Annotated in this window: 29 protein-coding genes; 21 read left to right on the top strand and 8 right to left on the bottom strand. The window is 54.2% G+C overall.

Annotation, left to right across the window (positions count from 1 at the left end):
• Positions 1–39 precede the first annotated feature (39 nt).
• The 3 genes from PMI17_RS18375 to PMI17_RS18385 all read left to right on the top strand — a co-directional run bounded on the left by PMI17_RS18375 (position 40) and on the right by PMI17_RS18385 (position 3,349).
• Positions 40–1,584, top strand: coding sequence for a methyl-accepting chemotaxis protein (locus tag PMI17_RS18375; RefSeq protein WP_007891402.1), 1,545 nt, complete (start codon positions 40–42; stop codon positions 1,582–1,584).
• A gap of 11 nt (positions 1,585–1,595) precedes the next feature.
• On the top strand, positions 1,596–2,885 hold the full coding sequence (locus PMI17_RS18380) for a sugar ABC transporter substrate-binding protein (protein WP_007891404.1): 1,290 nt from the start codon (positions 1,596–1,598) through the stop codon (positions 2,883–2,885).
• Between the two features lie 140 nt (positions 2,886–3,025).
• Positions 3,026–3,349: a DUF6388 family protein gene (locus PMI17_RS18385; protein ID WP_007891405.1), complete on the top strand. Its 324-nt coding sequence runs from the start codon at positions 3,026–3,028 to the stop codon at positions 3,347–3,349.
• A 195-nt stretch (positions 3,350–3,544) separates the two neighbouring features.
• On the opposite strand, the gene iraP is transcribed toward PMI17_RS18385, so the two are convergent.
• Entirely contained in the window at positions 3,545–3,838 is a 294-nt protein-coding gene (iraP, locus tag PMI17_RS18390) for an anti-adapter protein IraP (RefSeq protein WP_007891406.1), read from the bottom strand.
• 62 nt (positions 3,839–3,900) lie between these two features.
• Between iraP and PMI17_RS18395 the strand changes: the two genes are divergently transcribed.
• The gene (locus tag PMI17_RS18395) at positions 3,901–4,140 is read left to right on the top strand and encodes a DinI-like family protein (protein ID WP_007891408.1); all 240 of its coding nucleotides are present in this window, start codon (positions 3,901–3,903) and stop codon (positions 4,138–4,140) included.
• A gap of 20 nt (positions 4,141–4,160) precedes the next feature.
• On the opposite strand, the gene PMI17_RS18400 is transcribed toward PMI17_RS18395, so the two are convergent.
• The 4 genes from PMI17_RS18400 to PMI17_RS18415 form a co-directional block, all read right to left on the bottom strand.
• Complete coding sequence (locus tag PMI17_RS18400; RefSeq protein ID WP_007891410.1) at positions 4,161–4,427, bottom strand: hypothetical protein; 267 nt, start codon at positions 4,425–4,427, stop codon at positions 4,161–4,163.
• Positions 4,428–4,581: 154 nt separating this feature from the next.
• Positions 4,582–5,070 (bottom strand): hypothetical protein, encoded by a 489-nt coding sequence (locus PMI17_RS24540; RefSeq protein WP_052013367.1) that lies wholly within the window; start codon positions 5,068–5,070, stop codon positions 4,582–4,584.
• Positions 5,071–5,152: 82 nt separating this feature from the next.
• Positions 5,153–5,482 carry a hypothetical protein gene (locus tag PMI17_RS18410; protein ID WP_007891424.1) on the bottom strand — a complete coding sequence of 110 codons (330 nt, stop codon included), beginning with the start codon at positions 5,480–5,482 and terminating at the stop codon, positions 5,153–5,155.
• Positions 5,463–5,852, bottom strand: a complete 390-nt coding sequence (locus PMI17_RS18415; RefSeq protein WP_007891426.1) for a hypothetical protein — start codon at positions 5,850–5,852, stop codon at positions 5,463–5,465. The genes PMI17_RS18410 and PMI17_RS18415 overlap by 20 nt, the downstream gene beginning before the upstream one ends.
• 144 nt (positions 5,853–5,996) lie before the next feature.
• Between PMI17_RS18415 and PMI17_RS18420 the strand changes: the two genes are divergently transcribed.
• Positions 5,997–6,644, top strand: a complete 648-nt coding sequence (locus PMI17_RS18420) for a S24 family peptidase (RefSeq protein WP_007891428.1) — start codon at positions 5,997–5,999, stop codon at positions 6,642–6,644.
• A 120-nt stretch (positions 6,645–6,764) separates the two neighbouring features.
• A complete protein-coding gene (locus PMI17_RS18425) occupies positions 6,765–7,976 on the top strand; it encodes a diguanylate phosphodiesterase (RefSeq protein ID WP_007891430.1) in 1,212 nt (403 codons plus the stop codon).
• 45 nt (positions 7,977–8,021) lie between these two features.
• Here the strand turns inward: PMI17_RS18425 and PMI17_RS18430 are convergent, their stop codons facing one another.
• The 3 genes from PMI17_RS18430 to fliE all read right to left on the bottom strand — a co-directional run bounded on the left by PMI17_RS18430 (position 8,022) and on the right by fliE (position 9,943).
• A complete protein-coding gene (locus tag PMI17_RS18430; protein ID WP_007891435.1) occupies positions 8,022–8,729 on the bottom strand; it encodes a YnfC family lipoprotein in 708 nt (235 codons plus the stop codon).
• A gap of 256 nt (positions 8,730–8,985) precedes the next feature.
• Positions 8,986–9,354 (bottom strand): hypothetical protein, encoded by a 369-nt coding sequence (locus PMI17_RS18435; RefSeq protein ID WP_007891437.1) that lies wholly within the window; start codon positions 9,352–9,354, stop codon positions 8,986–8,988.
• Between the two features lie 277 nt (positions 9,355–9,631).
• Positions 9,632–9,943, bottom strand: coding sequence for a flagellar hook-basal body complex protein FliE (fliE, locus tag PMI17_RS18440; RefSeq protein ID WP_007891438.1), 312 nt, complete (start codon positions 9,941–9,943; stop codon positions 9,632–9,634).
• A 233-nt stretch (positions 9,944–10,176) separates the two neighbouring features.
• On the opposite strand from fliE, the gene fliF reads away from it, so the two are divergent.
• The 15 genes from fliF to PMI17_RS18515 all read left to right on the top strand — a co-directional run bounded on the left by fliF (position 10,177) and on the right by PMI17_RS18515 (position 24,164).
• Positions 10,177–11,901, top strand: a complete 1,725-nt coding sequence (gene fliF, locus PMI17_RS18445; protein WP_007891439.1) for a flagellar basal-body MS-ring/collar protein FliF — start codon at positions 10,177–10,179, stop codon at positions 11,899–11,901.
• Positions 11,898–12,890, top strand: coding sequence for a flagellar motor switch protein FliG (gene fliG, locus PMI17_RS18450; protein ID WP_007891440.1), 993 nt, complete (start codon positions 11,898–11,900; stop codon positions 12,888–12,890). The genes fliF and fliG overlap by 4 nt, the downstream gene beginning before the upstream one ends.
• On the top strand, positions 12,883–13,584 hold the full coding sequence (fliH, locus tag PMI17_RS18455; protein ID WP_007891441.1) for a flagellar assembly protein FliH: 702 nt from the start codon (positions 12,883–12,885) through the stop codon (positions 13,582–13,584). The genes fliG and fliH overlap by 8 nt, the downstream gene beginning before the upstream one ends.
• The gene (fliI, locus tag PMI17_RS18460) at positions 13,584–14,948 is read left to right on the top strand and encodes a flagellar protein export ATPase FliI (RefSeq protein ID WP_007891442.1); all 1,365 of its coding nucleotides are present in this window, start codon (positions 13,584–13,586) and stop codon (positions 14,946–14,948) included. The genes fliH and fliI overlap by 1 nt, the downstream gene beginning before the upstream one ends.
• Positions 14,949–14,967: 19 nt before the next feature.
• The gene (gene fliJ, locus PMI17_RS18465) at positions 14,968–15,411 is read left to right on the top strand and encodes a flagellar export protein FliJ (protein ID WP_007891443.1); all 444 of its coding nucleotides are present in this window, start codon (positions 14,968–14,970) and stop codon (positions 15,409–15,411) included.
• Positions 15,408–16,673 carry a flagellar hook-length control protein FliK gene (locus tag PMI17_RS18470; protein WP_007891444.1) on the top strand — a complete coding sequence of 422 codons (1,266 nt, stop codon included), beginning with the start codon at positions 15,408–15,410 and terminating at the stop codon, positions 16,671–16,673. The genes fliJ and PMI17_RS18470 overlap by 4 nt, the downstream gene beginning before the upstream one ends.
• Positions 16,674–16,803: 130 nt before the next feature.
• The gene (gene fliL, locus PMI17_RS18475; RefSeq protein WP_007891445.1) at positions 16,804–17,289 is read left to right on the top strand and encodes a flagellar basal body-associated protein FliL; all 486 of its coding nucleotides are present in this window, start codon (positions 16,804–16,806) and stop codon (positions 17,287–17,289) included.
• Between the two features lie 4 nt (positions 17,290–17,293).
• Positions 17,294–18,301, top strand: a complete 1,008-nt coding sequence (gene fliM / locus PMI17_RS18480) for a flagellar motor switch protein FliM (RefSeq protein WP_007891447.1) — start codon at positions 17,294–17,296, stop codon at positions 18,299–18,301.
• Positions 18,294–18,704 carry a flagellar motor switch protein FliN gene (gene fliN / locus PMI17_RS18485; RefSeq protein WP_007891449.1) on the top strand — a complete coding sequence of 137 codons (411 nt, stop codon included), beginning with the start codon at positions 18,294–18,296 and terminating at the stop codon, positions 18,702–18,704. Before fliM ends, fliN begins: the two co-directional genes overlap by 8 nt.
• A 2-nt stretch (positions 18,705–18,706) precedes the next feature.
• The gene (fliO, locus tag PMI17_RS18490) at positions 18,707–19,099 is read left to right on the top strand and encodes a flagellar biosynthetic protein FliO (protein ID WP_007891451.1); all 393 of its coding nucleotides are present in this window, start codon (positions 18,707–18,709) and stop codon (positions 19,097–19,099) included.
• A 2-nt stretch (positions 19,100–19,101) separates the two neighbouring features.
• Positions 19,102–19,833, top strand: coding sequence for a flagellar type III secretion system pore protein FliP (gene fliP, locus PMI17_RS18495; protein ID WP_036621820.1), 732 nt, complete (start codon positions 19,102–19,104; stop codon positions 19,831–19,833).
• Positions 19,834–19,873: 40 nt separating this feature from the next.
• Positions 19,874–20,143: a flagellar biosynthesis protein FliQ gene (gene fliQ, locus PMI17_RS18500; protein ID WP_007891455.1), complete on the top strand. Its 270-nt coding sequence runs from the start codon at positions 19,874–19,876 to the stop codon at positions 20,141–20,143.
• A complete protein-coding gene (fliR, locus tag PMI17_RS18505; protein ID WP_007891459.1) occupies positions 20,143–20,931 on the top strand; it encodes a flagellar biosynthetic protein FliR in 789 nt (262 codons plus the stop codon). The genes fliQ and fliR overlap by 1 nt, the downstream gene beginning before the upstream one ends.
• Positions 20,932–21,561: 630 nt before the next feature.
• On the top strand, positions 21,562–22,197 hold the full coding sequence (rcsA, locus tag PMI17_RS18510) for a transcriptional regulator RcsA (RefSeq protein ID WP_007891461.1): 636 nt from the start codon (positions 21,562–21,564) through the stop codon (positions 22,195–22,197).
• 263 nt (positions 22,198–22,460) lie between these two features.
• Entirely contained in the window at positions 22,461–24,164 is a 1,704-nt protein-coding gene (locus PMI17_RS18515; RefSeq protein WP_007891463.1) for a methyl-accepting chemotaxis protein, read from the top strand.
• The last annotated feature ends 25 nt before the right edge of the window (positions 24,165–24,189 follow it).

Consider the following 24,189-nt stretch of genomic DNA (forward strand, 5'->3'; position numbering starts at 1 on the left):
CCCACTACACACTTCATCTTCGTTACGGAGAACACCGTTATGCGATTAACCCTTCGCGCGCGCCTGACATCGATTGTCGGCCTGCTGTGCATTTTACTGATTGTTGCCGCCATCTGGGGAATCATCGGACTGCGTGCCGCCGACCAGCGGGCGCAAAATGCCTACCAGAATGAGCTGTTACCGCTGCAATACTCTTCCCGCCTGTACCGCATGGTGCAGGAACAATCCTCTACCCTGTTTGATGCCCTGCGCTACTGGACCGACAGCAGCGAAGTGGAGAAACGTCTGGCACGCATTGCGCACTACGGCGAACAGATTGCGAAAGATCGTCAAACCTGGCAGCAACTGTCGTTTGATGCGCAAACCAAGTCGCTGAGCCAGCAATTTATTACCCACCTCGACGGCTGGCAAATGGCGTTGAAGGAGGCCGGCGAACTGCTGAAAAGCGGCAATCCTTCGGCGGCGTTAGTGGTAATTGAAACCCGCCTGCGCAGCGGCAGCCAGCTGCTGCAGCAGGATATTGACCAGCTGGATGCGCTGATGCGTCAGCATGCAGAACTCACCTATCAGCAAAGCAACAGCGATTACCAGCTGGCGCGCAATAGCCTGATTGTCATTCTGCTGGTGGGCTTAAGCGTGGCGCTGGTGTTCGGCTGGCTGCTGATTCGCTCAATTAATCGCTCGATTGGTCAGGCACGCGAACTCGCCGAGTCGATTGCGGCCGGTGAACTGAATCATGATATCGGCACCGTTTCACGTGATGAGATGGGCGAACTGATGCAATCGCTGCTGCGCATGGACGTGCGTCTGGCTGAGATCGTGCGCGAAGTGGGCGAAAGCGCCAGCGCGCTCAGCGATGCCGCGCGTCAGATGGCCGACGGCAATGATGATCTCTCTGAGCGTACCCATTCGCAGGCCAGCTCGCTGGAGCAAACTGCCGCCAGCATGGAGCAGATGACCGCTACGGTAAAACATAACGCCGATAACGCTGCGCAGGCCAACGAACTGGCCACTGATGTGCGTCATCAGGCCGAACGCGGCAGCAGCGTGCTACGTGATGCGGTCAGCGCGATGGAGGAGATTGAATCCTCCAGCAAGCGTATCGCCGATATCAACCGGGTGATCGATGAAATTGCCTTCCAGACCAACCTGCTGGCGCTAAACGCGGCAGTTGAAGCGGCGCGTGCGGGTGAGCAAGGCCGTGGCTTTGCCGTAGTGGCCGCTGAAGTACGTCAGCTGGCGCAGCGATCTGCCGGTGCCGCGCACGAGATTAAAGCGTTGATTGATGCCAGCGTCGGCAAGGTGGAAGCTGGCAGCGCGCTGGTGCAGCGTTCCGGGGCCATGTTGAATGACATCAATCACGGCGTGGCGCGCGTGGTGGATATCGTCGGCGAAATTGCCGTGGCCAGCCGTCAGCAATCCAGCGGCATTGAACAGGTCAATACTGCGGTGATCCAGATGGACGGCGCTACGCAGCAGAATGCCTCGTTGGTGCAGGAAGCCAGCGCCGCCAGCCAAACCGTCAGTGAGCATGCTGGATTGCTGGTGGAGAAGATGGCCTTCTTCCGCCTGCAACAGCGCTAAGGAGCGACATCATGCGTAAACTTCTCGCGATGTTACTGGCCACGCCGCTGCTGAGTCAGGCGGCAACCACGCTGAACATCGCCACCATCGCCAACGGCGATATGACCATAATGCAGCAGCTCTCTACGCGTTATGAACAGCAACATCCCGACGTCAAACTGCAGTGGCACGTGATGGATGATGGCGCGCTGCGTCAGGCGGTGCTGTCGGCGATGAACAGCGGCCAGCCGCAGTTTGACGTGATTACCGTTGGCACCTATGAAGCGCCGCTGTGGGGCGAAAAAGGCTGGCTGGCGCCGCTGAATACGCTGCCGGCGGATTACGATAGCGATGATCTCATCGCTCCGGTACGCAAAGCGCTGTCGTGGCAGCAAACCCTGTATGCCCTGCCGTTCTACGGCGAAAGCAGCATGACCTATTACCGCAAAGACCTGTTTGCGGCAAAAGGCCTAACCATGCCCGATAATCCTGACTGGACCGACATCAAAAACTTCGCCGCGAAGCTGACCAACAAGCAGCAAGGCATTTACGGCCTGTGCTTGCGCGGTCAGCCTGGCTGGGGCGATAACGTTGCGCTCCTCACCACCATGGCCAACGCCTATGGCGCGCAGTGGTTCGATGAGAACTGGCAACCTACGCTCAACTCTGCGGAGTGGCGCGAGGCGCTCGGCGATTACTTGCAGATGGTGAAACAGGACGGGCCGCCGGATACGGTGAACAACAGCTTTGGCCAGATTTTGCGTCTGACAGCACAGGGCAAGTGCGCGATGTGGATCGACAGTACGGTGGCAGCCGGTCTGCTGGTTAATCCGCAGATTTCATTGGTGGCGGATAAGCTGGCCTTTGCCCCTGCGCCGGGCGGCATCACGCGTAACGGTTCCAACTGGCTGTGGTCGTGGGCGCTGGCCGTTCCCGCACATACGCCGAATCGCGATGCGGCCATCGCTTTTATCAGCTGGGCGACGTCAAAACAGTATATTCAGCAAGTGGCGGATACCGTTGGTTGGGGCGCGGTGCCGCCGGGCAGCCGCAATTCAACCTATCAGCAGCCAAGCTATCAGCGCCTGGCACCGTATGCGGCGCAGGTGCGTGCGGCGATTGAATCGGCCACCGTCGAGCAACCAACGCTTAATCCGGTGCCCTATCAGGGCGTGCAGTACGTGAGTATTCCAGGATTTGATCAGATGGGTAATGCCGTCGGGCAGAATCTGGCGGATATGCTGAGCGGCAAACTGACGCTGGACGAAACTCTGGCGAAGAATCAACAGGACGTCACGCGCATTTATCAGCAGTTGCATTGATCGGTAGCGCATAAGGTGTTTGTAGGGTGCGCATTTATGCGCACCTGGTCGCCATAGATATCGAACCCGAAAGCGTAATCCTGACAACGCAGCTTGCGCGCGTTACACTAGCGCGCAAGTTGATACGCAGGAATCCCCGAATGAAAACCCCAGAAGAGTATTACGCTCAGGCGCGTACCATGTTTTTCGCCGCCCACCCCGATTTTCAGTCTGCACTGGATGAATTCACCGAGAGCGATGCGCGCCAGGCGAACCTGTCGCTGGCCCAATTACGCGCGTGGCACGCTGAACGCATCTACGCCGCGTTTCTGCGTCAGAAGAAGCTGGATGGCATGCTGTTTTCCATTCAGTTGGCCGAACCGGATAAAGCCGTTGCCGCCGATGCCATTGAAAAATATCTGAAATCTCATGCCGAAGCATTGGGCATGACGTGGGAAGAGTTCTGCATCAAGAACGAGCTTTAACGCTCAAGCTGTTGAATATGCATCAAGGATACAGCTCCAACCACTCAAAATGATCAGGAAAAAGTTGTACAAGTCGTTCTAACTTGTATAACTTACTCATCACGACGTAAGTCGTAGATTGTCCTTGAACGAATGGTGCTGTTGCACCGCCTCTGGAAGTGTTGCTGGATTTCCACTTCCAGAGGTAATATTTTTCTACCCTTCCCGCTCTATCCCTTTAATTTCAATATAGCTTGCCACCGCCAGCAGACGATTAACGTGGGTGAGCAGCAGATCAACATCCGATTGTAGAAACTCCTGCGATGCACGCGAAGCCGTCACAATGGCCTCTTGTACCGTTTCGGAAATGGTCAGCGAGTTGTTCTCTTTAGCCTGAATCAGCAGTGCCGCAATCAGTAATGACTGCGCCTCAACCTGCGCCACCAGCTCCTTTGCCTCCACATCCATTTTTGCCATTTTCAGCAAGATATCGATAACCAGTTGGCGCATGTTTACCCCTGTTTTTATTTACAGTACCATGGCGCACCCAATCCGCTGAATGGAACGCCCTGATGTTTGTGGAACTGATTTACGATAAGCGCAATGTGGCCGGATTACCGGGCGCACGAGAGATGATTTTGCAGGAGTTGGAAAAGCGTGTACAGCGCGTCTTTCCCGATATTGAGGTGCGCGTCAAACCAATGGAACGGAACGCGATTGATACCGATATGAGTAAGAACGATAAAGCGACGATTGCGCGGATTGTTGAAGAGATGTTCGATGAAGCGGAAATGTGGCTGGTGGCCGATTAGGCCACCAGTGCATGACAAGCTTAGCTTTCCTGCTCGGCATGGTTGATGGCGATTTCCAGGTCCTGAATCGCCTCATCAATATCATCTAACAGCTTGCCCTGTTTGTTGAGCAAGGTGTCAAAACGTCCCGCATACTCCGGGTCTTTGTACTCACCCGCATCAAACGCCAGCCAGTGGGCAGAAAGCGTCTCGGTATTGGTCTGCGCGTAGTGGCGCATCTCTTTAAGCTGGGAGGTGACATCACGCAAGTAGTCAGTTTTGGTTTTTACAGTTTCTGTATCACTCATGCTATCTTCCTTTTCGCTTAATAAGACGATTTAAATAACGCTTGAATGATTAAAGGTAGTACAAAATATCGAAGCCGCATTAGGAATAATCGGAAGTGTCTAAAACCTGTTAATTAAGGGGACATCCCGGTCCCCTTTGGCGAGTCGTCCTGCATTACAGATACTTCCTCGCCAGTTCAATCAGCTCATCCTTGGCGGCATCCCCCAATTTGATCACCCCCTGCTCGACAAATTTGAACGCCTGGGCAAAATCTTTCACCCCTTCTGAGAATCCTTCGCTGGCATGACTGGCCTCCTGCGTTGCGGTGGCCGGCGCCGCTGCGGCTGCAACGGGAGTCGCCACCTCGGGTGCCGTGGGCGGCACCTCTTCCGCTGGCGCAGCGGTTACCGCCTCCGGTACAGCGACCGGTACAGCTTCAGTAGGCGCAACCGCCACAGCTTCAGGCGCAGCAGCGGGGGCAGCCTCGGTTGAGACATCAGCCGCAGGCGCTGCAGCCGGAACTGCGGTGACGGCAGCTGCTGGCGCTGTTGGCGTAGCGACTTCGTTGGCAAAATCCTCCGCGGGTGAGGAAGCCTGGGGAGTGGCTGCGCTAGCGCTTACCGCAGCAGTGGTGGTTGGATCGATAACAATTTGATCGCTCATAACGTTCTCCTTCTGACTTAATAAAGACCGCAGTCGGGCAACACTGGCTGCAATCCACGTGGTAATGCGCATGATCCCCTCCTTAACGCTTGGGTTGAGGTGGCGACTTCTCTCCTTCAGCCGGTTTCACTTTCTCAGCCGGTGCGCTGGCCGGATGCTTGTTTATGCCATCAAGTGTGTTCTGCAGCACCACCAACTGGCTGGTCAACTCCGCCACGCGGGCTTCACGCCGCTCGGAGATGGTGCGGTACTGTTGCCGGATCTCCTCAACCCGCTGATTGGCGCTGTTACTGACGAACAGGAACAGCACCGTCATCGCCACGCACATCAGCGACAGCATCAGTAGAAAGCCGCCGAAAAACAGCTGGCGCCGATGGTTTTTCACTACGTACTCACTGTTTATCTGCGTCATCACGACTCTCCTCCAGAGTGGTAATCAGTTGATTGACCTGACTGCGAAATTTATCGCTGTGCTCGGCTTCAGTGGTTGCCAGCAAAATGCTTAACGCGTTTTTAATCAGCCGCAGATCGGTCTCCAGCGAAGAGATACGCCGCAGGTTTTTGTCATGACGGATGCGCAACTCATCGTTTTCCTGGCGCATCAAGGCATGACCCTCTTTGAGCAGCATCACCTGTTCTTTGTAGCTAGTGATGATCTCCCCGCCGGCACGATTGCTGGTGACGATAGCGGCAATCCCCGCCATTAACGGTTTCCAGAACACAGCTGCTGCGCCGCCGCCGAGAAGCAACGCACCTACGCTGGTGACTAAACTACTTTCCATGCTTCACCTCTCACCCCTGGCAAGGGTTGCGCCTCAAGAGCACGCTGACCACCCTTGCCAGCTTCGCGGTCAACGCCTGAATTTAAGTTTACTTTATCTCATGGATTTAAGTATACTTAAGTCAATCCTTCAGGAGATGTCAAGATGATGAAAAAAGAATCTTCCGGTGAACGCATCCGGGCACGACGTAAAGCACTGCAGTTAACACAGCAGGCGCTGGCTAAAAGCATCGGCGTTTCGCATGTAGCTGTATCGCAATGGGAAAAAGAGGAAACCGTACCGCGTGGGGAAAACCTGCTGCGGCTGGCGCAGTGGCTGCAATGTACTGCGGCATGGATTATTGATGGTGATGGCGAGGTGTTTTCAGCAGCGCCGAGCGCGGTACCTGTTGCGACGGTGCCATTGATCAGTCTGACGCAAGCGGTGGCGTGGTTGGGCGAACAGCGTTTACTGCTGCAACAACAGGCGACGCGTTTTCTCTACAGTGAAAGCACACTCAGCGATGGCGCCTTAGCGATAACGGTGGAAGATCAATCGATGCAGCCCGACTATCGCCCCGGGGACAGCTTAATCTTTGATCCCAATGTTCCGCCGCAGCCTGGCGATGTGGTGCTGGCGCTAGCAAATGGCGTGGCGCTGGTGCGCATTTATCGTCAGCAAGCTCAGCAATCTGCTGGGCAACATTTCGTCTTACGACCGCTGAACGATGATTTTCCGCAGCTACACTCGGCAGACGCTGGCCTGCAAATTATCGGCACTTTAATGGAGCTGCGGCGTTATCGAAGCGGCTAGCCGCTTCGCTTAAGCTGTTATTTTGAAAAAAGTTTCGCCTAAGCGCGGGAAGCTATGGACAGACCCCGCGGTAAGCCTGTTAATGTAGCCGCAAAATAATAATTTCGTCGGACAATCGCCATGCTTACCACAATTCTTTATCGCAGCCATCTGCACGACCACGTGCCGATTAAAACGCTCGAAGATATGGTTGCTAAAGCCAATAGCAAAAATAAAAATTCGGATGTCACTGGCATCTTACTGTTTGATGGCCTGCATTTTTTCCAGCTGCTGGAAGGACCGCGCGAAGCGGTACAGGGCATTTATCAGCGTATTTGCCAGGATGCGCGCCACCATAATCTGGTGGAACTGATGCATGACTTCGCGCCAGAACGCCGTTTTGGCAAGGTCGGCATGGAGTTGTTCGATCTGCGCGAGCACGACAAAGACACCGTGCTGCAAGCGGTGCTGGATAAAGGCACCTCTCGCTACCAGCTCACCTATAAAGATCGTGCGCTGCAGTTTTTACGCACCTTCGTGGTGGCACGGGACAAAGAGAACTACTTTGAAATCCCACCGGCCAATACCTGGGAATTTATTCCCGATGAAGCCTGGTTAAATGAGCTGGATGATCTTGACCAGAGCGTGCAGGATTGCCGCTTTGCCTTTCAACCGATCATCGATCCCTTCGCGCGTCGCGTCACCTCGTTTGAAGCACTGATCCGCACGCCCACCGGCGGCTCACCGGATGAGTATTTCTCCACTTTTGGTGGCGAAGCGGTTTACGACGCGGATATTCGCTCAAAAAAACTGGCGTTTAACGTGGCGAGTAAACTCGGGATTGGCGAGCATCGCTTGTCGATCAATCTGCTGCCGATGTCGCTGGTGACGGTGCCGAATGCGGTCGATTTTCTGCTGCAGGAGATCACCGCCAGTGGACTGGTGCCGCAGCAGATCATCGTTGAGGTGACAGAAAATGAGATCATTTCGCGCTCCGATGAGTTCGCCGCCGAAGTGAGAAAGCTCAAAGCCGCCGGTATCAGTCTGGCGCTGGACGATTTTGGTGCCGGTTTTGCCGGTTTGTCGCTGTTATCTAAATTCCAGCCGGACAAAATCAAAATCGATCGCGATATTATTCGCGATGTCCACAAAAGCGGTCCGAAGCAGGCGATTATGCACGCCATTATTAAGTGCTGTGCGTCGCTGGAGATTGCGGTTATTGCTGAAGGTGTGGAGCAAGCCGAAGAGTGGATGTGGCTGGAAGCTGCCGGTATCAGCCAGTTCCAGGGTTTCCTGTTTGCCCATCCGTTGTTAAATGGCTTCCCATCCGTAGCGTGGCCGGAAATTAAATAGCATCAGCCCAAATTAAAAAACGCCGTCATTGAACGGCGTTTTTTATTAATAATAGCTAACGTCGATTTTGCCATACTGCTTATCAACCACCTTGCCTGCCGCATCGGTGGTAATAATGTCGCAGTAATAGGGCACCGCGTTTTTGTATTGGCAGACATTGCTCACGGTTTTGATTTGATCATTACGCTTCACCGTAGTGACCACATCCGAAATCTTATTCTTATCTTCTGCCCGTACCGCGCTAGCACGCGACACTTCTGTTCCGGCCTGAGTAATACTTAATACCGCCATTTCGCCATCACTGTTATACGCGAGGTGAAACGCTGCATCGGAGGCGGGAGAGGAAATCTGCTCAACCAAACCCTGCTTGTTATAGGCAATATCTACCGTCATGGTCGGCGTGACTTTCTTCACCATGGCGCAGTTTTTATCCAGCGTCACCACCACATCCTGTCCGTTTTCGCTGCCTTTTAATGCATCACCCTCGCGCGAGACTTCAATCACTTCGCCCGCTTTACCGACAGACTTCACATGCGTGAGGCAGCCGTTGCGGTCAAAATCGACATTCACCTCGAAGATTTGCTGTCCATCTGCGGTAAACAGCGTTTGATGGGTGCTTTTGACGTTTCCAGGCAGCGCTTCAAATTGATAGAGGTAAGCGTAGTTTTTCATTTGCGGATAAAACGTCGCAGCATCCTTATCGCATCCTGCAAGCAGGACGATAGCGCTCCAAAACAGCAGGGTTTTCTTCACGTGAGAATCCTCTTCTCGAAATAATGCAGCGCATAAGGTCGGAAATTGGGCTTAATTCTGGCAGTCACCTTGCCACTCGCTTCGAACATAATCACCCGGATGAACTATACCCGAAACGACATGCAATTATCCCCTGCTTTGGAGACGCCATTTCCGCGTTTAATTCGGAAAAACGGAAAAAGTCGCCAGTTGGCGACTTAATAAATAGCGTCTTGATGTCGAAAGGATGATTCAGCCTAATGTTATTGCTTAAAGGCTAAATTTTATCCGTAGTGATATTGAGATAACGCGTTAAACCTTTGGTCGCACTTTCAGCCGCTAATTGGTTTTGCGCGACCAGACGGAACTTACCACTTTTACCATGGCGCTGTTCGTTGGAAGGCAGGACTGAATATTTGACTAAATCTTCGCCACCATCATAAGAGCACTCCATTTCCCACTGATGCGCGGTGCCTTTCGAGGCCGTGCATTTACCCGGACCGTATGAGTACATTAAAAAGTTATTGGTCGAGTTTTCAGCTTTGATAACGTAATCAGGTTTGTCGTTACTATATGCCATGCCAGCAAAAGCAACGGTAGCCGTCAGTAATACAGAGGCTCCAACAACAGCAATTTTGATTTTCACCGTAATAATCCATCATTGTAGTAGATGGGCTTATGTTATAAGAATTGTCTTGGTTTTGCACCAGGAATGTCATTTATTGTTAGCAATTGTATCCTGAGTTGATGTAACGCAAATTTTGTTATGTGTCCAAAATGTTAGGTGCTGGCGGCTCATTCAAGGAAAGAATTGCTTGATAGCTTAGGAGCATTCCGGGCCAAAACGTAACGAGACTGCCCAACCCTGCCCCATAACAAAGCGCTCTGATTCACGACTTAGTAATACTTATCCGTCAGAGAACCTACACCTGCATACTCATAATATCGGTGTAAGCCGACACCAATTTGTTACGCACCTGCACGCCCATCTGCATAGAGATAGAAGACTTTTGCAGATCGACCATCACATCGTTTAACTGAATGCCTGGTTTACCCATCTCAAAATCCTGCGCCTGAGTGCGTGCGGACGTCTGGCTTTCGCTGATCTTATCCAGCGCTGCTTTCATCGTGGCGCTGAAATCCACCTGATTGCCTGACTCAGCCTGCTTACCGCTGGCCTGCAAAGACGTCATCTGCAGCTGCTGCAACACACCATCAATGGCCTGAATTGACATTGCCTGTTCCTCATTAAAGAAGGGATTAAATTTTCACGATGAGAAAGTTATCACACTGTCAATAGGACAAAGGCGCTAAATGAACGCAAAAAACCCGGCTTATCCAACCATCGAAGTGACACGATTCATCAAATAATGCCCGCATTAGTTTGGAATTTCATTTTGGACGTATTCAGGGAGTCAGTTTTGTCACAACCACACACCCGGTCAATTATGTCAGGCAGGAAACGGTCATGAATGCGAGTGCAGCCGCTACACAGGATACAGCAAAGAAAGGCTTCAGTGACCATCTCGCCCGCCTGCGCGCCAATCCGCGAATTCCCTTAATTATTGCCGCCGCTGCCGTCATCGCAGTGGTTTTTGCGTTGGTGCTGTGGGCAAAGGCGCCAGACTATCGCGTCCTTTATAACAACCTCTCCGATGAGGATGGCGGCGCGATCGTCACCCAGCTGACGCAAATGAACATCCCTTACCAGTTTGCTGACAACGGTGGCGCACTGATGGTGCCCGCCGATAAAGTGCATGAACTGCGTCTGCGTCTGGCCCAGCAAGGTCTGCCGAAAGGTGGCAACGTGGGCTTCGAGCTGATGGATAAAGAGAAGTTCGGTATCAGCCAGTTTAGCGAGCAGATCAACTACCAGCGTGCGCTGGAAGGCGAACTGTCGCGCACCATTGAAACGCTCGGACCGGTGAAGAGCGTGCGCGTGCATCTGGCAATGCCAAAACCGACGCTGTTTGTGCGTGAGCAAAAGTCCCCTTCCGCTTCGGTGACGCTGAATCTGCAGCCGGGTCGTGCATTAGATGAAGGCCAAATTCAGGCCATTCAGCATATGGTTTCCAGCAGCGTGGCGGGTTTACCGCCGGGCAACGTTACGGTGGTCGATCAGACCGGCCGTCTGCTGACCCGCTCGGATAGCGAAGGCCGCGACCTGAATGATGCTCAGCTGAAATATGCCTCTGAAGTGGAAGCGCGCTTCCAGCAGCGTATCGAAGCCATCCTTAACCCGATTGTTGGCCAGGGCAATGTGCATGCGCAGGTGACAGCGCAGATCAACTTTGACCGCAGCGAGCAAACCGACGAGAAATATCAGCCGAACGCCAATCCGAACAACTCCGCGGTGCGTTCACGCCAGACCAGCAACTCCGAACAGAACGGCAGCCCGTATCCAGGCGGCGTGCCGGGCGCGCTGTCGAATCAGCCGGCGCCAGCCAACACCGCGCCAGTGACCAATCCGCAGAACAATACTGCCAATGGTCAGAACGCCAACGGTCAAAACGCCAACGCGCAGAACAACGGCACCACTACCACCAGCACGGCGCAAAGTAGCGGCCCAAGCAGCTCCACCCGTAACGACACCGTTAACTACGAGCTGGATCGCACCATTCGTCATACCAAGCTGAACGTGGGCGATGTGCAGCGTCTCTCCGTTGCCGTGGTCGTCAACTATCGCGATGACGGTAAAGGCAAAGCGGTGGCGCTGAACGAGCAACAGATCAAGCAGATTGAAGATTTAACCCGCGAAGCGATGGGCTATTCGCAAACGCGTGGCGACAGCGTCAACGTGGTGAACTCGCAGTTCAACATGACCGAGCCAAGCGGTGGCGACCTGCCATTCTGGCAGCAGCAAGCGTTCTTTGATCAGCTGATGACCGCCGGTCGCTGGCTGCTGGTGGCGCTGGTCGGCTTCATCCTCTATCGCAAGCTGGTACGTCCACAGCTGATGCGTAAGAAAGAGCAAGAGAAAGCGGCCGCTGAAGCGCTGGCAGCTCGCTCTGCGGCGATGGAAGAGGAAGAAGCCTTTAACGTTCAGCTCAGCAAAGATGAGTTGGATCAGGAGCGTAAATCTACTAACCGCATGAGCGCCGAGGTGATGAGCCAGCGTATCCGCGACATGTCTGAAAACGATCCGCGCGTTGTGGCGCTGGTTATCCGCGAATGGATGAGTAAAGAACTATGAGTCTGACCGGTACAGAAAAAAGCGCCATTCTGATGATGACCATCGGCGAAGAGCGCGCGGCGGAGGTGTTCAAACACCTCAACCAGCGTGAAGTGCAGCACCTGAGTGCGGCGATGGCGGCAATGCGTCAAGTGTCACATAAACAGCTGACGGAAGTGCTGCGTGAGTTTGAAGCTGATGCAGAACAGTTCGCTGCGCTGAGCCTCAACTCCAACGATTACCTGCGTTCAGTGCTGATCAAAGCGCTGGGCGAAGAGCGCGCCTCAAGCCTGCTGGAAGATATTCTCGAGAAAAACGAGACCACCAGCGGCATGGAAACGCTCAACTTCATGGAGCCGCAGGCGGCAGCGGATCTTATCCGCGATGAGCATCCGCAGATTATCGCCACCATTTTGGTCCACCTCAAACGTGGCCAGGCGGCGGATATTCTGGCGCTGTTCGACGAGCGTCTGCGCCACGATGTGATGCTGCGTATCGCCACCTTCGGTGGTGTCCAGCCGGCGGCGCTGGCGGAGCTGACCGAAGTGCTCAACGGCCTGCTCGACGGCACCAACCTCAAGCGCGCGAAGATGGGCGGCGTGAGAACCGCAGCAGAAATTATCAACCTGATGAAAACTCAGCAGGAAGAGGCGGTTATCGAAGCGGTACGCGACTTCGATGGCGAGCTGGCACAGAAGATCATCGACGAGATGTTCCTGTTCGAAAACCTGGTGGAAGTGGACGATCGCAGCATCCAGCGTCTGTTGCAGGAAGTGGAATCCGAGCAGTTGCTGGTCGCCCTGAAAGGTGCCGAACAACCGCTGCGCGAGAAGTTCCTCAAGAACATGTCAGCCCGTGCGGCCGATATCCTGCGCGACGATCTGGCCAACCGCGGCCCGGTACGTATGTCGGCGGTGGAGAACGAACAGAAAGCCATCCTGCTGGTGGTGCGTCGCTTAGCAGAATCCGGCGAGATGGTGATTGGTGGTGGCGAGGAAACCTATGTCTGATGCCTTTTCCGCCCGCGCGTGGCAGCGCTGGCAGCCTGATGATTTAGGCAGCGCATTTCGCACTGAACCGGAGCCGCAGCCAGAGGAAGCGGAGAGCGAGGTTGAGCTGAGCGCCGAAGCAGAACAGCAACAACAGCTGGAACGTATGCAGCAGCAGATGCGCAAAGATGCGCAGACGCAGGGCTACAGCGAAGGCTATCAAAAGGGTTTTGCCGAAGCGCAGCAGAACGGCTATGACGCCGGTTTTCAGCAAGGTTTAGCCGATGCGCAGCAGCAGCAAGCCCCGCTGCAGGCACGTATGCAGCAGCTGGTAACCGAGTTCCATCACACGCTTGAAGCGCTGGACAGCGTGATTGCCTCGCGCCTGATGCAGCTGGCGCTGGAAGCCGCGCGCACGGTGATTGGTCAGGCTACGCAGGTGGATGGCAGCGCCCTGCTGCGCCAGATTCAGCAGCTGATTCAGCAGGAGCCGATGTTCAGCGGCAAACCGCAGCTGCGCGTGCATCCGGATGATTTGCAGCGCATTGAGCAGACGCTTGGCCCAACGCTGGATCTGCACGGCTGGCGCTTGCTGGCGGACAGCACCCTGCATCCGGGCGGCTGTAAACTCAGCGCCGAAGATGGCGATCTCGACGCCAGCGTGGCAACACGCTGGCAGGAGCTGTGCCGTCTGGCCGCTCCGGGGACACTGTAATGACTTCCTCGCGCCTTTCACGCTGGCTCGGCGCGCTCGACGCCTTCGAAGACCGCATTTCACAGGTGCAAACCGTGCGTCGCTACGGTCGCCTGACGCGCGCCACCGGTTTAGTACTGGAGGCCACCGGCCTGCAGCTGCCGCTGGGTGCCACCTGCATTATTGAACGTACCGACGGCAGCAAGATTACCGAAGTTGAAAGTGAAGTGGTCGGCTTCAATGGGCAGAAACTGTTAATGATGCCGCTGGAAGAAGTGGACGGCATCTTACCCGGCGCCCGCGTGTATGCGCGCGTCAGCGGCGACAGTGGCCACAGCGGCAAACAGATGCTGCTTGGCCCGGAGCTCCTCGGTCGCGTACTCGATGGTAGCGGCAAACCGCTGGATGGCTTGCCATCGCCGGAAACCGGCTATCGGGCCCCGCTGATCACCGCCCCGTTTAACCCGCTACAACGTACGCCAATTGAAGATGTGCTGGATACCGGCGTGCGCGCCATCAACGCGCTGCTGACGGTGGGTCGCGGCCAGCGTATGGGCCTGTTCGCCGGTTCTGGCGTCGGTAAAAGTGTGCTGCTCGGCATGATGGCGCGCTACACCAAAGCCGATGTCATCGTGGTCGGTTTGATTGGTGAACGTGGTCGCGAAGTCAAAGAGTTCATTGAAAACATCCTTGGCGCTGAAGGTCGCGCGCGTTCGGTGGTGATCGCCGCGCCCGCAGATGTGTCACCGCTGCTGCGTATGCAGGGTGCGGCCTATGCCACGCGCATCGCTGAAGATTTCCGCGATCGCGGTCAGCATGTGCTGCTGATTATGGATTCCCTCACCCGCTACGCCATGGCGCAGCGTGAAATCGCGCTGGCGATCGGTGAGCCGCCAGCCACCAAAGGCTATCCGCCTTCGGTGTTCGCCAAACTGCCGGCGCTGGTGGAACGTGCCGGTAACGGCACCCACGGCGGCGGATCCATCACCGCCTTTTATACCGTGTTGACCGAAGGTGACGATCAGCAGGACCCGATTGCTGACTCGGCGCGTGCGATTCTCGACGGCCACATTGTGTTGTCACGTCGCCTGGCGGAAGCCGGTCACTATCCGGCCATTGATATTGAAGCCTCGATTAGCCGCGCCATGACCTCATTAATTGATGAGACGCACTATGCGCGCGTGCGCCAGTTCAAACAGTTGCTCTCCAGCTTCCAGCGTAACCGCGATCTGGTGAGCGTGGGGGCGTATGCCGCAGGCAGCGATCCGATGCTGGACCGAGCCATCAAGCTCTATCCAGAGATGGAAGCCTTCCTGCATCAGGGGATTTTCGAACGTAGCGACTACGACGATGCCTGTTTGCATCTGCAGGCGATGTTCGGTTAGCGCTAAGCGAGGTTGAGCCATGAAAACCACCAGTGCGATCAATAAGCTGCGCGATATGGCGGAGCAAGAACTGGAGAGTGCGGTGATTCACCTCGGTGATATGCGCCGCGGCGTGCAGCAGGCCGACGAACAACTCAGCATGCTGCTGGATTATCAGGATGAGTATCGCAACAAGCTCAATCAGGATATGTCCGGCGGCATCGCCAGCACCCGCTGGACCAATTATCACCAGTTTATTCAGACGCTGGAAAAAGCCATCGATCAGCATCGCCAGCAGCTTTCACAGTGGAATCAGCGTCTCGATACCGCGCTGAGCAACTGGCGCGAAAAGCATAAGCGACTTAATGCCTATCAAACGCTGATTACCCGCGCTGAAGAAAATGCATTACGACAAGAAAACCGTCTCGATCAGAAACGGATGGATGAATTTGCCCAACGGGCCGCATTGAGGAAAGGCGAATGATTACGCTGCCAACAGTTGCTACGCAAACCTCGGGTTTGGGAGACGCTGACACTTCAGTTTCATCAGATCTGCTGGCGGCCACGGATACGCTGCCGCAGGGATTTATTACCGAACTGGGTAACCGCTTGCTAACGCTGGCGAAGCAACAAGCTGTTAACACGCAATCAACTGATCTGCCAGCAGAAGTTGATGAAAAAGACGCCAGCAAAGCCTCGTTAAGCGCGTTATTGCAGGCGCTGGAGAAACCGGATGCGTTAAACGCACTTTTACAGCCGGAAAACACTAAAGCCACGCTGAAATCAGCCGATGATAAAGATAAGCCTGAGGCAAGTTCGTTAACTGCCAGCGACTTACAGAATGTGCAGGCGCTATTTGCCATGTTGCCGGTGGCGGTTGAGAACCGCAGCAGTCAGACGGCGGTAACAGAAAGCGTTAGTGCCGGCAAAACCGACACGCGCGCTTCGCTTAATTCAGCACTGTTAAGTGGTTCGCTGGAAAGTGCAATAAAAGAAGAAGCAACGCAGCCGGATAGCGCAAAGAGTCAAGCCAGCGATGCAGGAACGCGCTTAACGCAAACGGCTGCCAGCACGCAAACCAGCAGCAGCGTCAGCACATCGACAAACAATAACGGCGCTTTGACGCTGGATGAAAGTTTTAAGCAGGTGCTGAATGCGTTGAGCAAGCCGGAAGAGCGCAGCGCCGCGCCGGTCAGTGATGACCCGGTTGCGCCGTTGACCAGCGCCCCGCTCAGCAGCACCAGTTCGCTGGTGACCAGCACCGGCTCGACCAGCACCACGCCGTCGACGCCGATGCTGAATGCGCAGCTCGGCAGCGACGAGTGGCAGCAAGCGCTGAGTCAGCAGATTGTGATGTTTAGCCGCAACGGGCAGCAGAACGCCGAGTTGCGCTTACATCCGCAGGATCTGGGCGCGATTCAGATCAGCCTGAGCCTTGATAAGGATCAGGCACAGTTAAGTATGGTTTCCAGCCACAGCCAAGTGAGGGCCGCGCTGGAAGCGGCTCTCCCTCAACTGCGTACAGCGCTGGCGGAGAGCGGTATTAACCTGGGACAGAGTAACGTCAGCAGCGACGCCTTCGCACAGGGCCAGAGTTATCAGGGCCAACAGGAAGGACGTCGTGACGGACAGCACGGCAGCTTTACCCTCTCCCAGGACAGTGACAACGAGATAACGCCTATTGCCGTCCCGGCAGCCCTTCAAGCGCGCGTGGCCGGTAACGGCGCTGTCGATATCTTTGCCTGACAGCCGCTAAACGCTGAAGGTAAGCGTAAAACCCGCGTCTTTTCTTCCCATTGTTTGACTTAAGACGCGGGATAATCTGTCCAGGTAAGCCGAGAGGCTTGCCCATAATTCACAGGAAGTAACTGCAAACATGTCTGATAACGCGAAAGCTAAAGGCCGCAAACGTTCACTACTACTACCGGTGTTACTGATTGTAACGCTGGCCGCTTGCAGCGTGGCAGGCTATGCAGTCTGGCGAATGATGAATAAACACGAGGGTAGCCAACCGGAAGCGGCGAAAGTCGAGCCACCGGCTGCTCCAGTATTTTTTGCAATGGATACGTTTACAGTAAACCTGGTCAATCCTGACAACGATCCTGACCGCGTGCTGTACGTGGGGTTCACCCTGCGTCTGCCCGATGAGGATACCCGTCGTCGGTTGAATGATTACCTGCCGGAAGTGCGCAGCCGTCTGCTGTTACTGCTGTCGCGTCAAAACGCGACGGCACTGGCAACAGAGCAAGGCAAACAGGCCCTGGTTGAGCAGATCAAACAGGTGCTGGCGCCGCCGCTGGTAAAAGGTCAACCGGCTCAGGCCGTCAGTGACGTGCTGTTTACCGCCTTCATTTTGAGGTGATTTAATGGGCGATAGCATTCTCTCCCAGGCTGAGATTGACGCGCTGCTTAATGGCGACAGTGACAGTGCGGAAGTAGAGAACAGTTCCAAAGGGGCCGATGGCGATATCCGCCCCTATGATCCCAATACCCAGCGTCGCGTGGTACGTGAGCGTCTGCAGGCGCTGGAGATCATCAACGAGCGCTTTGCCCGTCAATTCCGTATGGCGCTGTTTAACCTGCTGCGCCGTAGCCCAGATATCAGCGTGGGTGCGATCAAGATTCAGCCGTACCACGAGTTTGCCCGCAACCTGCCGGTGCCAACCAACCTGAACCTGATCCACCTGAAGCCGCTGCGCGGTACGGCACTGGTGGTGTTTTCACCGAGCCTGGTATTTATTGCTGTCGATAACCTGTTTGGCGGCGACGGACGTTTTCCGACCAAAGTAGAAGGCCGTGAATTTACCCATACCGAACAGCGCGTCATCCGCCGCATGTTGAAGCTGGCGCTGGATGGCTACAGCGACGCCTGGAAGGCGATTTATCCGCTGGACGTGGAGTATGTGCGTTCAGAGATGCAGGTGAAGTTCACCAACATCACCACTTCCCCGAACGATATCGTGGTCAACACGCCGTTCCAGGTGGAAATTGGTAACCTGGTGGGTGAATTCAATATCTGTATTCCGTTTTCGATGATTGAGCCGCTGCGCGAGCTGTTGGTCAATCCACCGCTGGAAAACTCACGTCAGGAAGATAACCACTGGCGCGACAATCTGGTGAAACAGGTGCAGCACTCGGAGCTGGAGCTGATTGCCCACTTCGCCGAAACATCGCTGCGTCTGTCACGCATTTTGCAGCTGAAACCTGGTGACGTCCTGCCCATTGAGAAGCCGGACCGCATCATTGCTCACGTTGATGGCGTACCGGTACTGACCAGCCAATACGGCACCATTAATGGCCAGTATGCCCTGCGTGTAGAACATTTGATTAACCCGATTTTGAATTCGCTGAACGAGGAACAGCCCGATGAGTGACAGCAAGAAACCGTCCGATGACGACATCTCCGCGGACGATCTGTGGGCTGCAGCTATGAACGAACAGACCGCGACCAGCGCGCCTGATCCGACCGAGAATGTGTTCAAATCGTTAGAGAATCCTGGCATCAGCGGTTCGCTGCAGGATATCGATCTGATTATGGACATCCCGGTCAAACTGACCGTGGAGCTGGGCCGCACCAAGATGACCATCAAAGAGCTGCTGCGTCTGACGCAGGGTTCCGTGGTGGCGCTGGATGGCCTCGCCGGTGAGCCGCTGGATATTCTGATCAACGGTTATCTGATCGCCCAGGGTGAAGTAGTGGTGGTAAACGACAAATATGGCGTGCGCATCACCGACATCATCACCCCGTCTGAACGTATGCGTCGTCTGAGCCGTTAAGCATGTTGAAGAACACGCAAAGCGAACAGCCGGTTCACAGCCAGCCGGTGGTCTCCACCGGTTCGGTGATTGGACAAGTCAGCAGCGTGCTGGCGGTGATTGTTCTGCTGATTCTGGCCTGCGGCTGGCTGGCTAAACGCCTGGGTTTTGCGCCGAAAACGGTAACTGGCCAGGCATTAAAAGTCAGCGCCACCGTGCAGGTTGGCCAGCGTGAGCGCGTGGTGATTGTGGATACCGCCGATGCACGCCTGGTGTTGGGCGTCACCGCGCAGCAAATCACCCATCTGCACTCTTTGCCACCGCTGCCGCCGGAAGAACAAACCGGTAACAGCATAGCACCACAAGATTTTCGTCAGCTGTTCCAGAACCTGGTTAAACGTCCCGGAAAACCCTAATGATGCGTCGATTACTCGCTCTTCTGCCGCTTTTATTGCTGGCACCGGTTGCCCATGCGCAGCTGCCGGGCTTAATCAGCCAACCGCTGGCCAATGGCGGACAGAGCTGGTCGCTGCCGGTACAGACGCTGGTGTTCATCACTTCGCTGACCTTTATTCCGGCGGTGTTGCTGATGATGACCAGCTTCACCCGCATCATTATTGTGTTTGGTCTGCTGCGTAACGCCCTCGGCACGCCTTCCGCGCCACCGAACCAGGTGCTACTGGGCCTGGCGCTGTTTCTGACCTTTTTTATCATGGCGCCGACCTTCGACAAGATCTATTCCGACGCCTATTTACCGTTCAGCCAGGACAAAATCAGCATGGCTGACGCCATCGATAAAGGCGCGCAGCCGCTGCGCGAATTTATGCTGCGTCAAACGCGTGAAGCCGACCTGGCGCTGTTTGCCCGTCTCGCCAACACCGCGCCAATTGAAGGCCCGGAAGCGGTGCCGATGCGCATTCTGCTGCCGGCTTATGTCACCAGTGAACTGAAAACCGCCTTCCAGATTGGGTTTACCGTGTTCATCCCTTTCCTGATCATCGATCTGGTGGTCGCCAGCGTGTTAATGGCGCTGGGGATGATGATGGTGCCGCCCGCGACCATCTCCCTGCCGTTCAAGCTGATGCTGTTTGTATTGGTGGATGGCTGGCAGCTGCTGGTGGGTTCGCTGGCGCAAAGCTTCTACTCTTGAGTGGCAATCGCCCTCACCTTTCTTTCCTTAGGAGTGCAGCATGACACCTGAATCAGTGATGGTTATGGGCCAGGAAGCAATGCGTGTCGCCCTGTTGATGGCGGCACCGATGTTGCTGGTCGCGTTAATTAGCGGTTTGATCATTAGCGTGTTGCAAGCGGCAACCCAGATCAACGAACAAACGCTCTCCTTTATCCCGAAAATTCTGGCCGTTGCGGCCACCGCGGTGATCGCCGGTCCATGGATGCTGAATCTGATGCTGGACTATATGCGTACCCTGTTTAACAACCTGCCTTACATCATTGGCTGATGATTAACCTCGATAGCAGCCAGCTGATTCATTGGGTCGCGCAATTTTTCTGGCCGATGGTGCGTTTGCTGGCGCTGTTTGCCAGCGCGCCGGTGCTGAGTGAAAAATCGATTCCCAAGCGCGTCAAAATTGGTCTGGCGGTAGTGACCACCTGGATCATCATTCCGCTATTGCCGCCGGTTGAAGCCACTCTATTTACCCCTGCAGGCTTTTGGTTACTGTTACAGCAGCTGCTGATTGGCGTAAGCCTGGGCCTAACGATGCAGTTCGCCTTTGCCGCGGTACGGATGGCGGGTGAAGTGATTGGTTTGCAGATGGGCTTGTCGTTCGCCACCTTCTTTGATCCCGGTAGCCGGTTAAACATGCCGGTGCTGGCGCGTTTTCTCGATATGCTGGCGATGCTGCTGTTCCTGACCTTCAATGGCCATCTTTGGCTGATCTCGTTGTTGGTGGACAGTTTTCATACTTTGCCGATCAGCGATCAGCCTCTCAACGCCAACGCCTTTATGGCGTTAGTCAAAGCCGCCGGATTAATTTTCCTTAATGGCATGATGTTAGCGCTGCCCTTAATAGTTCTGCTCCTCACGCTAAACATGGCACTAGGTTTGTTAAACCGTGTTTCACCACAGCTCTCCATTTTCGCGGTTGGCTTCCCGATTACCTTAACGGTAGGCATCCTGAGTGTAGGGTTGATGATGCCGCTGCTTGCTCCCTTCTGTGAACATCTGTTCAGCGAAGTCTTTGATTTACTCGCCCAGTTTATGTCAGAACTTTCCCGCGCTGGTTGATTAACTATTCTGTAGGCGTCCTTAAGTAATAGTTAAGCAATCAAAATCAGTCAGTGCATTTTTCGAACCATATTTCTCAGAAATCAACTGAGGAAATTCTGATAAGTGCGCATTTTAGGTGAAAATTATTCTTATTAAACCGCGCTTCGCGTATTTTAGTCAGACGATTCCTAAGGGGCTAAACCTTGGTAATTGGTTGATTAAATGCTCAAAGGGCTGTTTTTAAACAAAAAAAAATTCACAGCGATTTTTCTTGTCTAAATCCCTTTTTTCCGGCATTGTCAACGCTCGCTAAAGCGTCACACTTTCGCATTACAAATGTTTTTAAGATTTGTCCTATCAGATTTGTCTGTGATCTGCGCGATAGTGACAGGGCTCTCAAAACAGAGCGAATTAAACACTTAATGCAAATGCTCAGCCATTCCCACTATGGCTGGGTTCAGAGTGACGTGGATGTACTATAAAAAATAACTTCGCAGCACGGTTCAGGGAAGAGTCATGATGGCGCATGGATAACTAACGCCAATCTGCTGAGCAGAATAAAAAAGTGTCTTTGGAAATTTCTCTCGTACCGCAAACGCGTATTCATCGTTGATTTAAACGGATAACAAATTGGTGAGGGTCGCTATAATGCCAACGATTATTATGGATTCATGTAATTACACACGCCTCGGATTGTCTGACTATATGGCAGCTAAAGGAGTTAAAAAGAAAAATATTACTCCTGTGTCTGACATTGAACAATTGCAACAAAGATGTGAGCAAATAAAGCCGGGTGTCGTGTTTATCAACGAAGAGTGCTTTATTCACGAATCTGATTCTAGCGATCGTATTCGTGCCATTATTATGCAGCATCCAGATACCTTATTCTTTATATTCATGGCGATCTCGAATATCCATTTTGAGGAATACCTCTACGTTCGTAAGAACCTGATTATTACATCAAAATCGATAAAAACTTCGACGTTGGATTCCTTATTAGGAACCTACTTGCAAAAGAAACTCAACGCTTCGCCGCGTATTTCTGCCGGGCTCGACGTGCATCCACTGACATTAAGTCAGACTGAATCGAATATGCTAAAAATGTGGATGTCAGGTCATGACACCATTCAAATTTCAGATCAGATGCAAATTAAAGCCAAAACGGTTTCGTCACACAAAGGTAATATTAAACGTAAAATTAAAACCCATAATAAGCAGGTAATTTATCATGTGGTACGTTTGACTGATAATGTCACCTCAGGGATTTATGTTAACGTGCGATAATTTCTCAACGTTAATTTACCGGAATAATTTGAGCTACAGACAGGCAACAAAGCGGTGAACGCTCGGCGCTTACTAAAATAAGTGACTTGGGTGTACACCTGCAGCCAACGCGCCTGCAGCTTGAAGTATGAAGGGGTGAAGGGCCAATCCACGGGATTGGCCTTTTTTCGTTTTGCGGGTTTGATCCCACTTTCCTGCCTAATCCTTTCCCCTCACCTGCCGATGCTTACTCTCATAACACCTACCTACATGAGAGCAAGGATATGAAAACAGCATCGATTGATGAGCAATATAAGCTCAGCATCTGGCAGAACCTGCGCCTGATGCCTCTGTTCAGTATGATCTTTGGTGGCATTCTGCTGCTTTTTGCCCTGTGCATTGGACTCGCCAGCTACTTTTTGATTCAAAGTAACAATTCACTCAATGATGCCACCGAAGAAATTCAAATTCGTATGGGCATTTCTAACAGCTCAAACCATCTGCGCACCGCGCGTCTGAATGTGCTGCAATCTGGCGCCGCCGCGCGTATTGGCGAGATGGATGGCTATCGTGCTGATTTAGCGCGCACCGAGACACGTATTAAGCAGGCGCGTGAAGGCTTCAAGCTGTATATGGATCGCAAAGCGAAAACACCGGCCGACATTGCGCTCGATGAGCCGCTGACGGCCAGCTTTAATGCTTATATCGATAAAGGCTTGAAGCCGATGATTGAATCGGCCAAACAAGGCAGCTTCGAGGGCATCGTGGCGCAGGAAACGGATGTGACGCGCAAGCTGGATGATGCCTACAACGCGGTGTTGCTGAAAGCGATTAAGATCCGCACCGACCGCGCAGAAACGATTAACGCTGAAGCCGCCCACCAATCGCGCGTCGGCTTTATCGCCATGGCGATTGCCTTTGCTGCGGCGCTGGTGCTGGTACTGCTCACCTTTGTATTCCTGCGTCGCGTGGTGATTACACCGCTGCGCCAATCGGTTGATCGTATTGAGCGCATCGCGCAAGGCGACTTAACGGCACCGGAGCAGGCCTACGGTCGCAGCGAGATCGGCAGCTTACTGCATAACCTGCAGCTGATGCAGGCGTCGCTGGTGCGCACCGTGGGAACGGTGCGTGAAGGTGCGGTGGCGATTTACCAGGGTTCTAGCGAGATCTCGGCCGGCAACACCGATCTCTCCTCGCGCACTGAGGAACAAGCCTCCGCACTGGAGCAAACTGCCGCCAGCATGGAGCAGTTAACCGCGACGGTGAAGCAGAATGCCGAGAACGCCCATCATGCCAGCCAACTGGCCGCAGACGCCTCAGGTAAAGCACGCAGCGGCGGCGACCTGGTGAGCGGCGTGGTACAGACCATGACCAATATTTCTGGCAGTTCGAAGAAGATTGCCGAGATCACCAACGTCATCAACAGCATCGCGTTTCAGACCAACATTCTGGCGCTCAACGCCGCCGTAGAAGCGGCGCGTGCGGGTGAACAGGGTCGCGGTTTTGCGGTGGTTGCCAGCGAAGTACGTAATCTCGCCCAGCGCAGTGCGCAGGCCGCCAAAGAGATTGAAACGCTGATTGCGGAATCGGTGGGATTAATTACCAACGGTTCGCGCCAGGTCGGTGAAGCCGGTAACACCATGAGTGAGATTGTTGAAGCGGTGCGTCGCGTTACCGACATCATGGCGGAAATTGCTGCCGCCTCAGATGAGCAGAGCCGTGGCATTCAGCAGGTTAGCCTGGCGGTGACCGAAATGGATAACGTGACGCAGCAGAACGCCTCGCTGGTTGAAGAAGCCTCTTCGGCTGCGGCCTCGCTGGAAGATCAGGCCGGTAGATTGACGCAGGCGGTGGCGGTGTTCCGCTTGAATGACACACCGGTGGCGCAGGTTGCTAAAGCCGCGCAGTCCGCCTTACGCACGCCGAATCTGGCGCCACGTCCGGCGTTGGCGACGTCGGGAAATGATAATTGGGAAACGTTTTAATTTGAATGGAAGTGCAGTTTGGAAA

The organism is Pantoea sp. GM01 (assembly GCF_000282675.1).
GTDB classification, from domain to species: Bacteria; Pseudomonadota; Gammaproteobacteria; order Enterobacterales; family Enterobacteriaceae; genus Pantoea; species Pantoea nemavictus.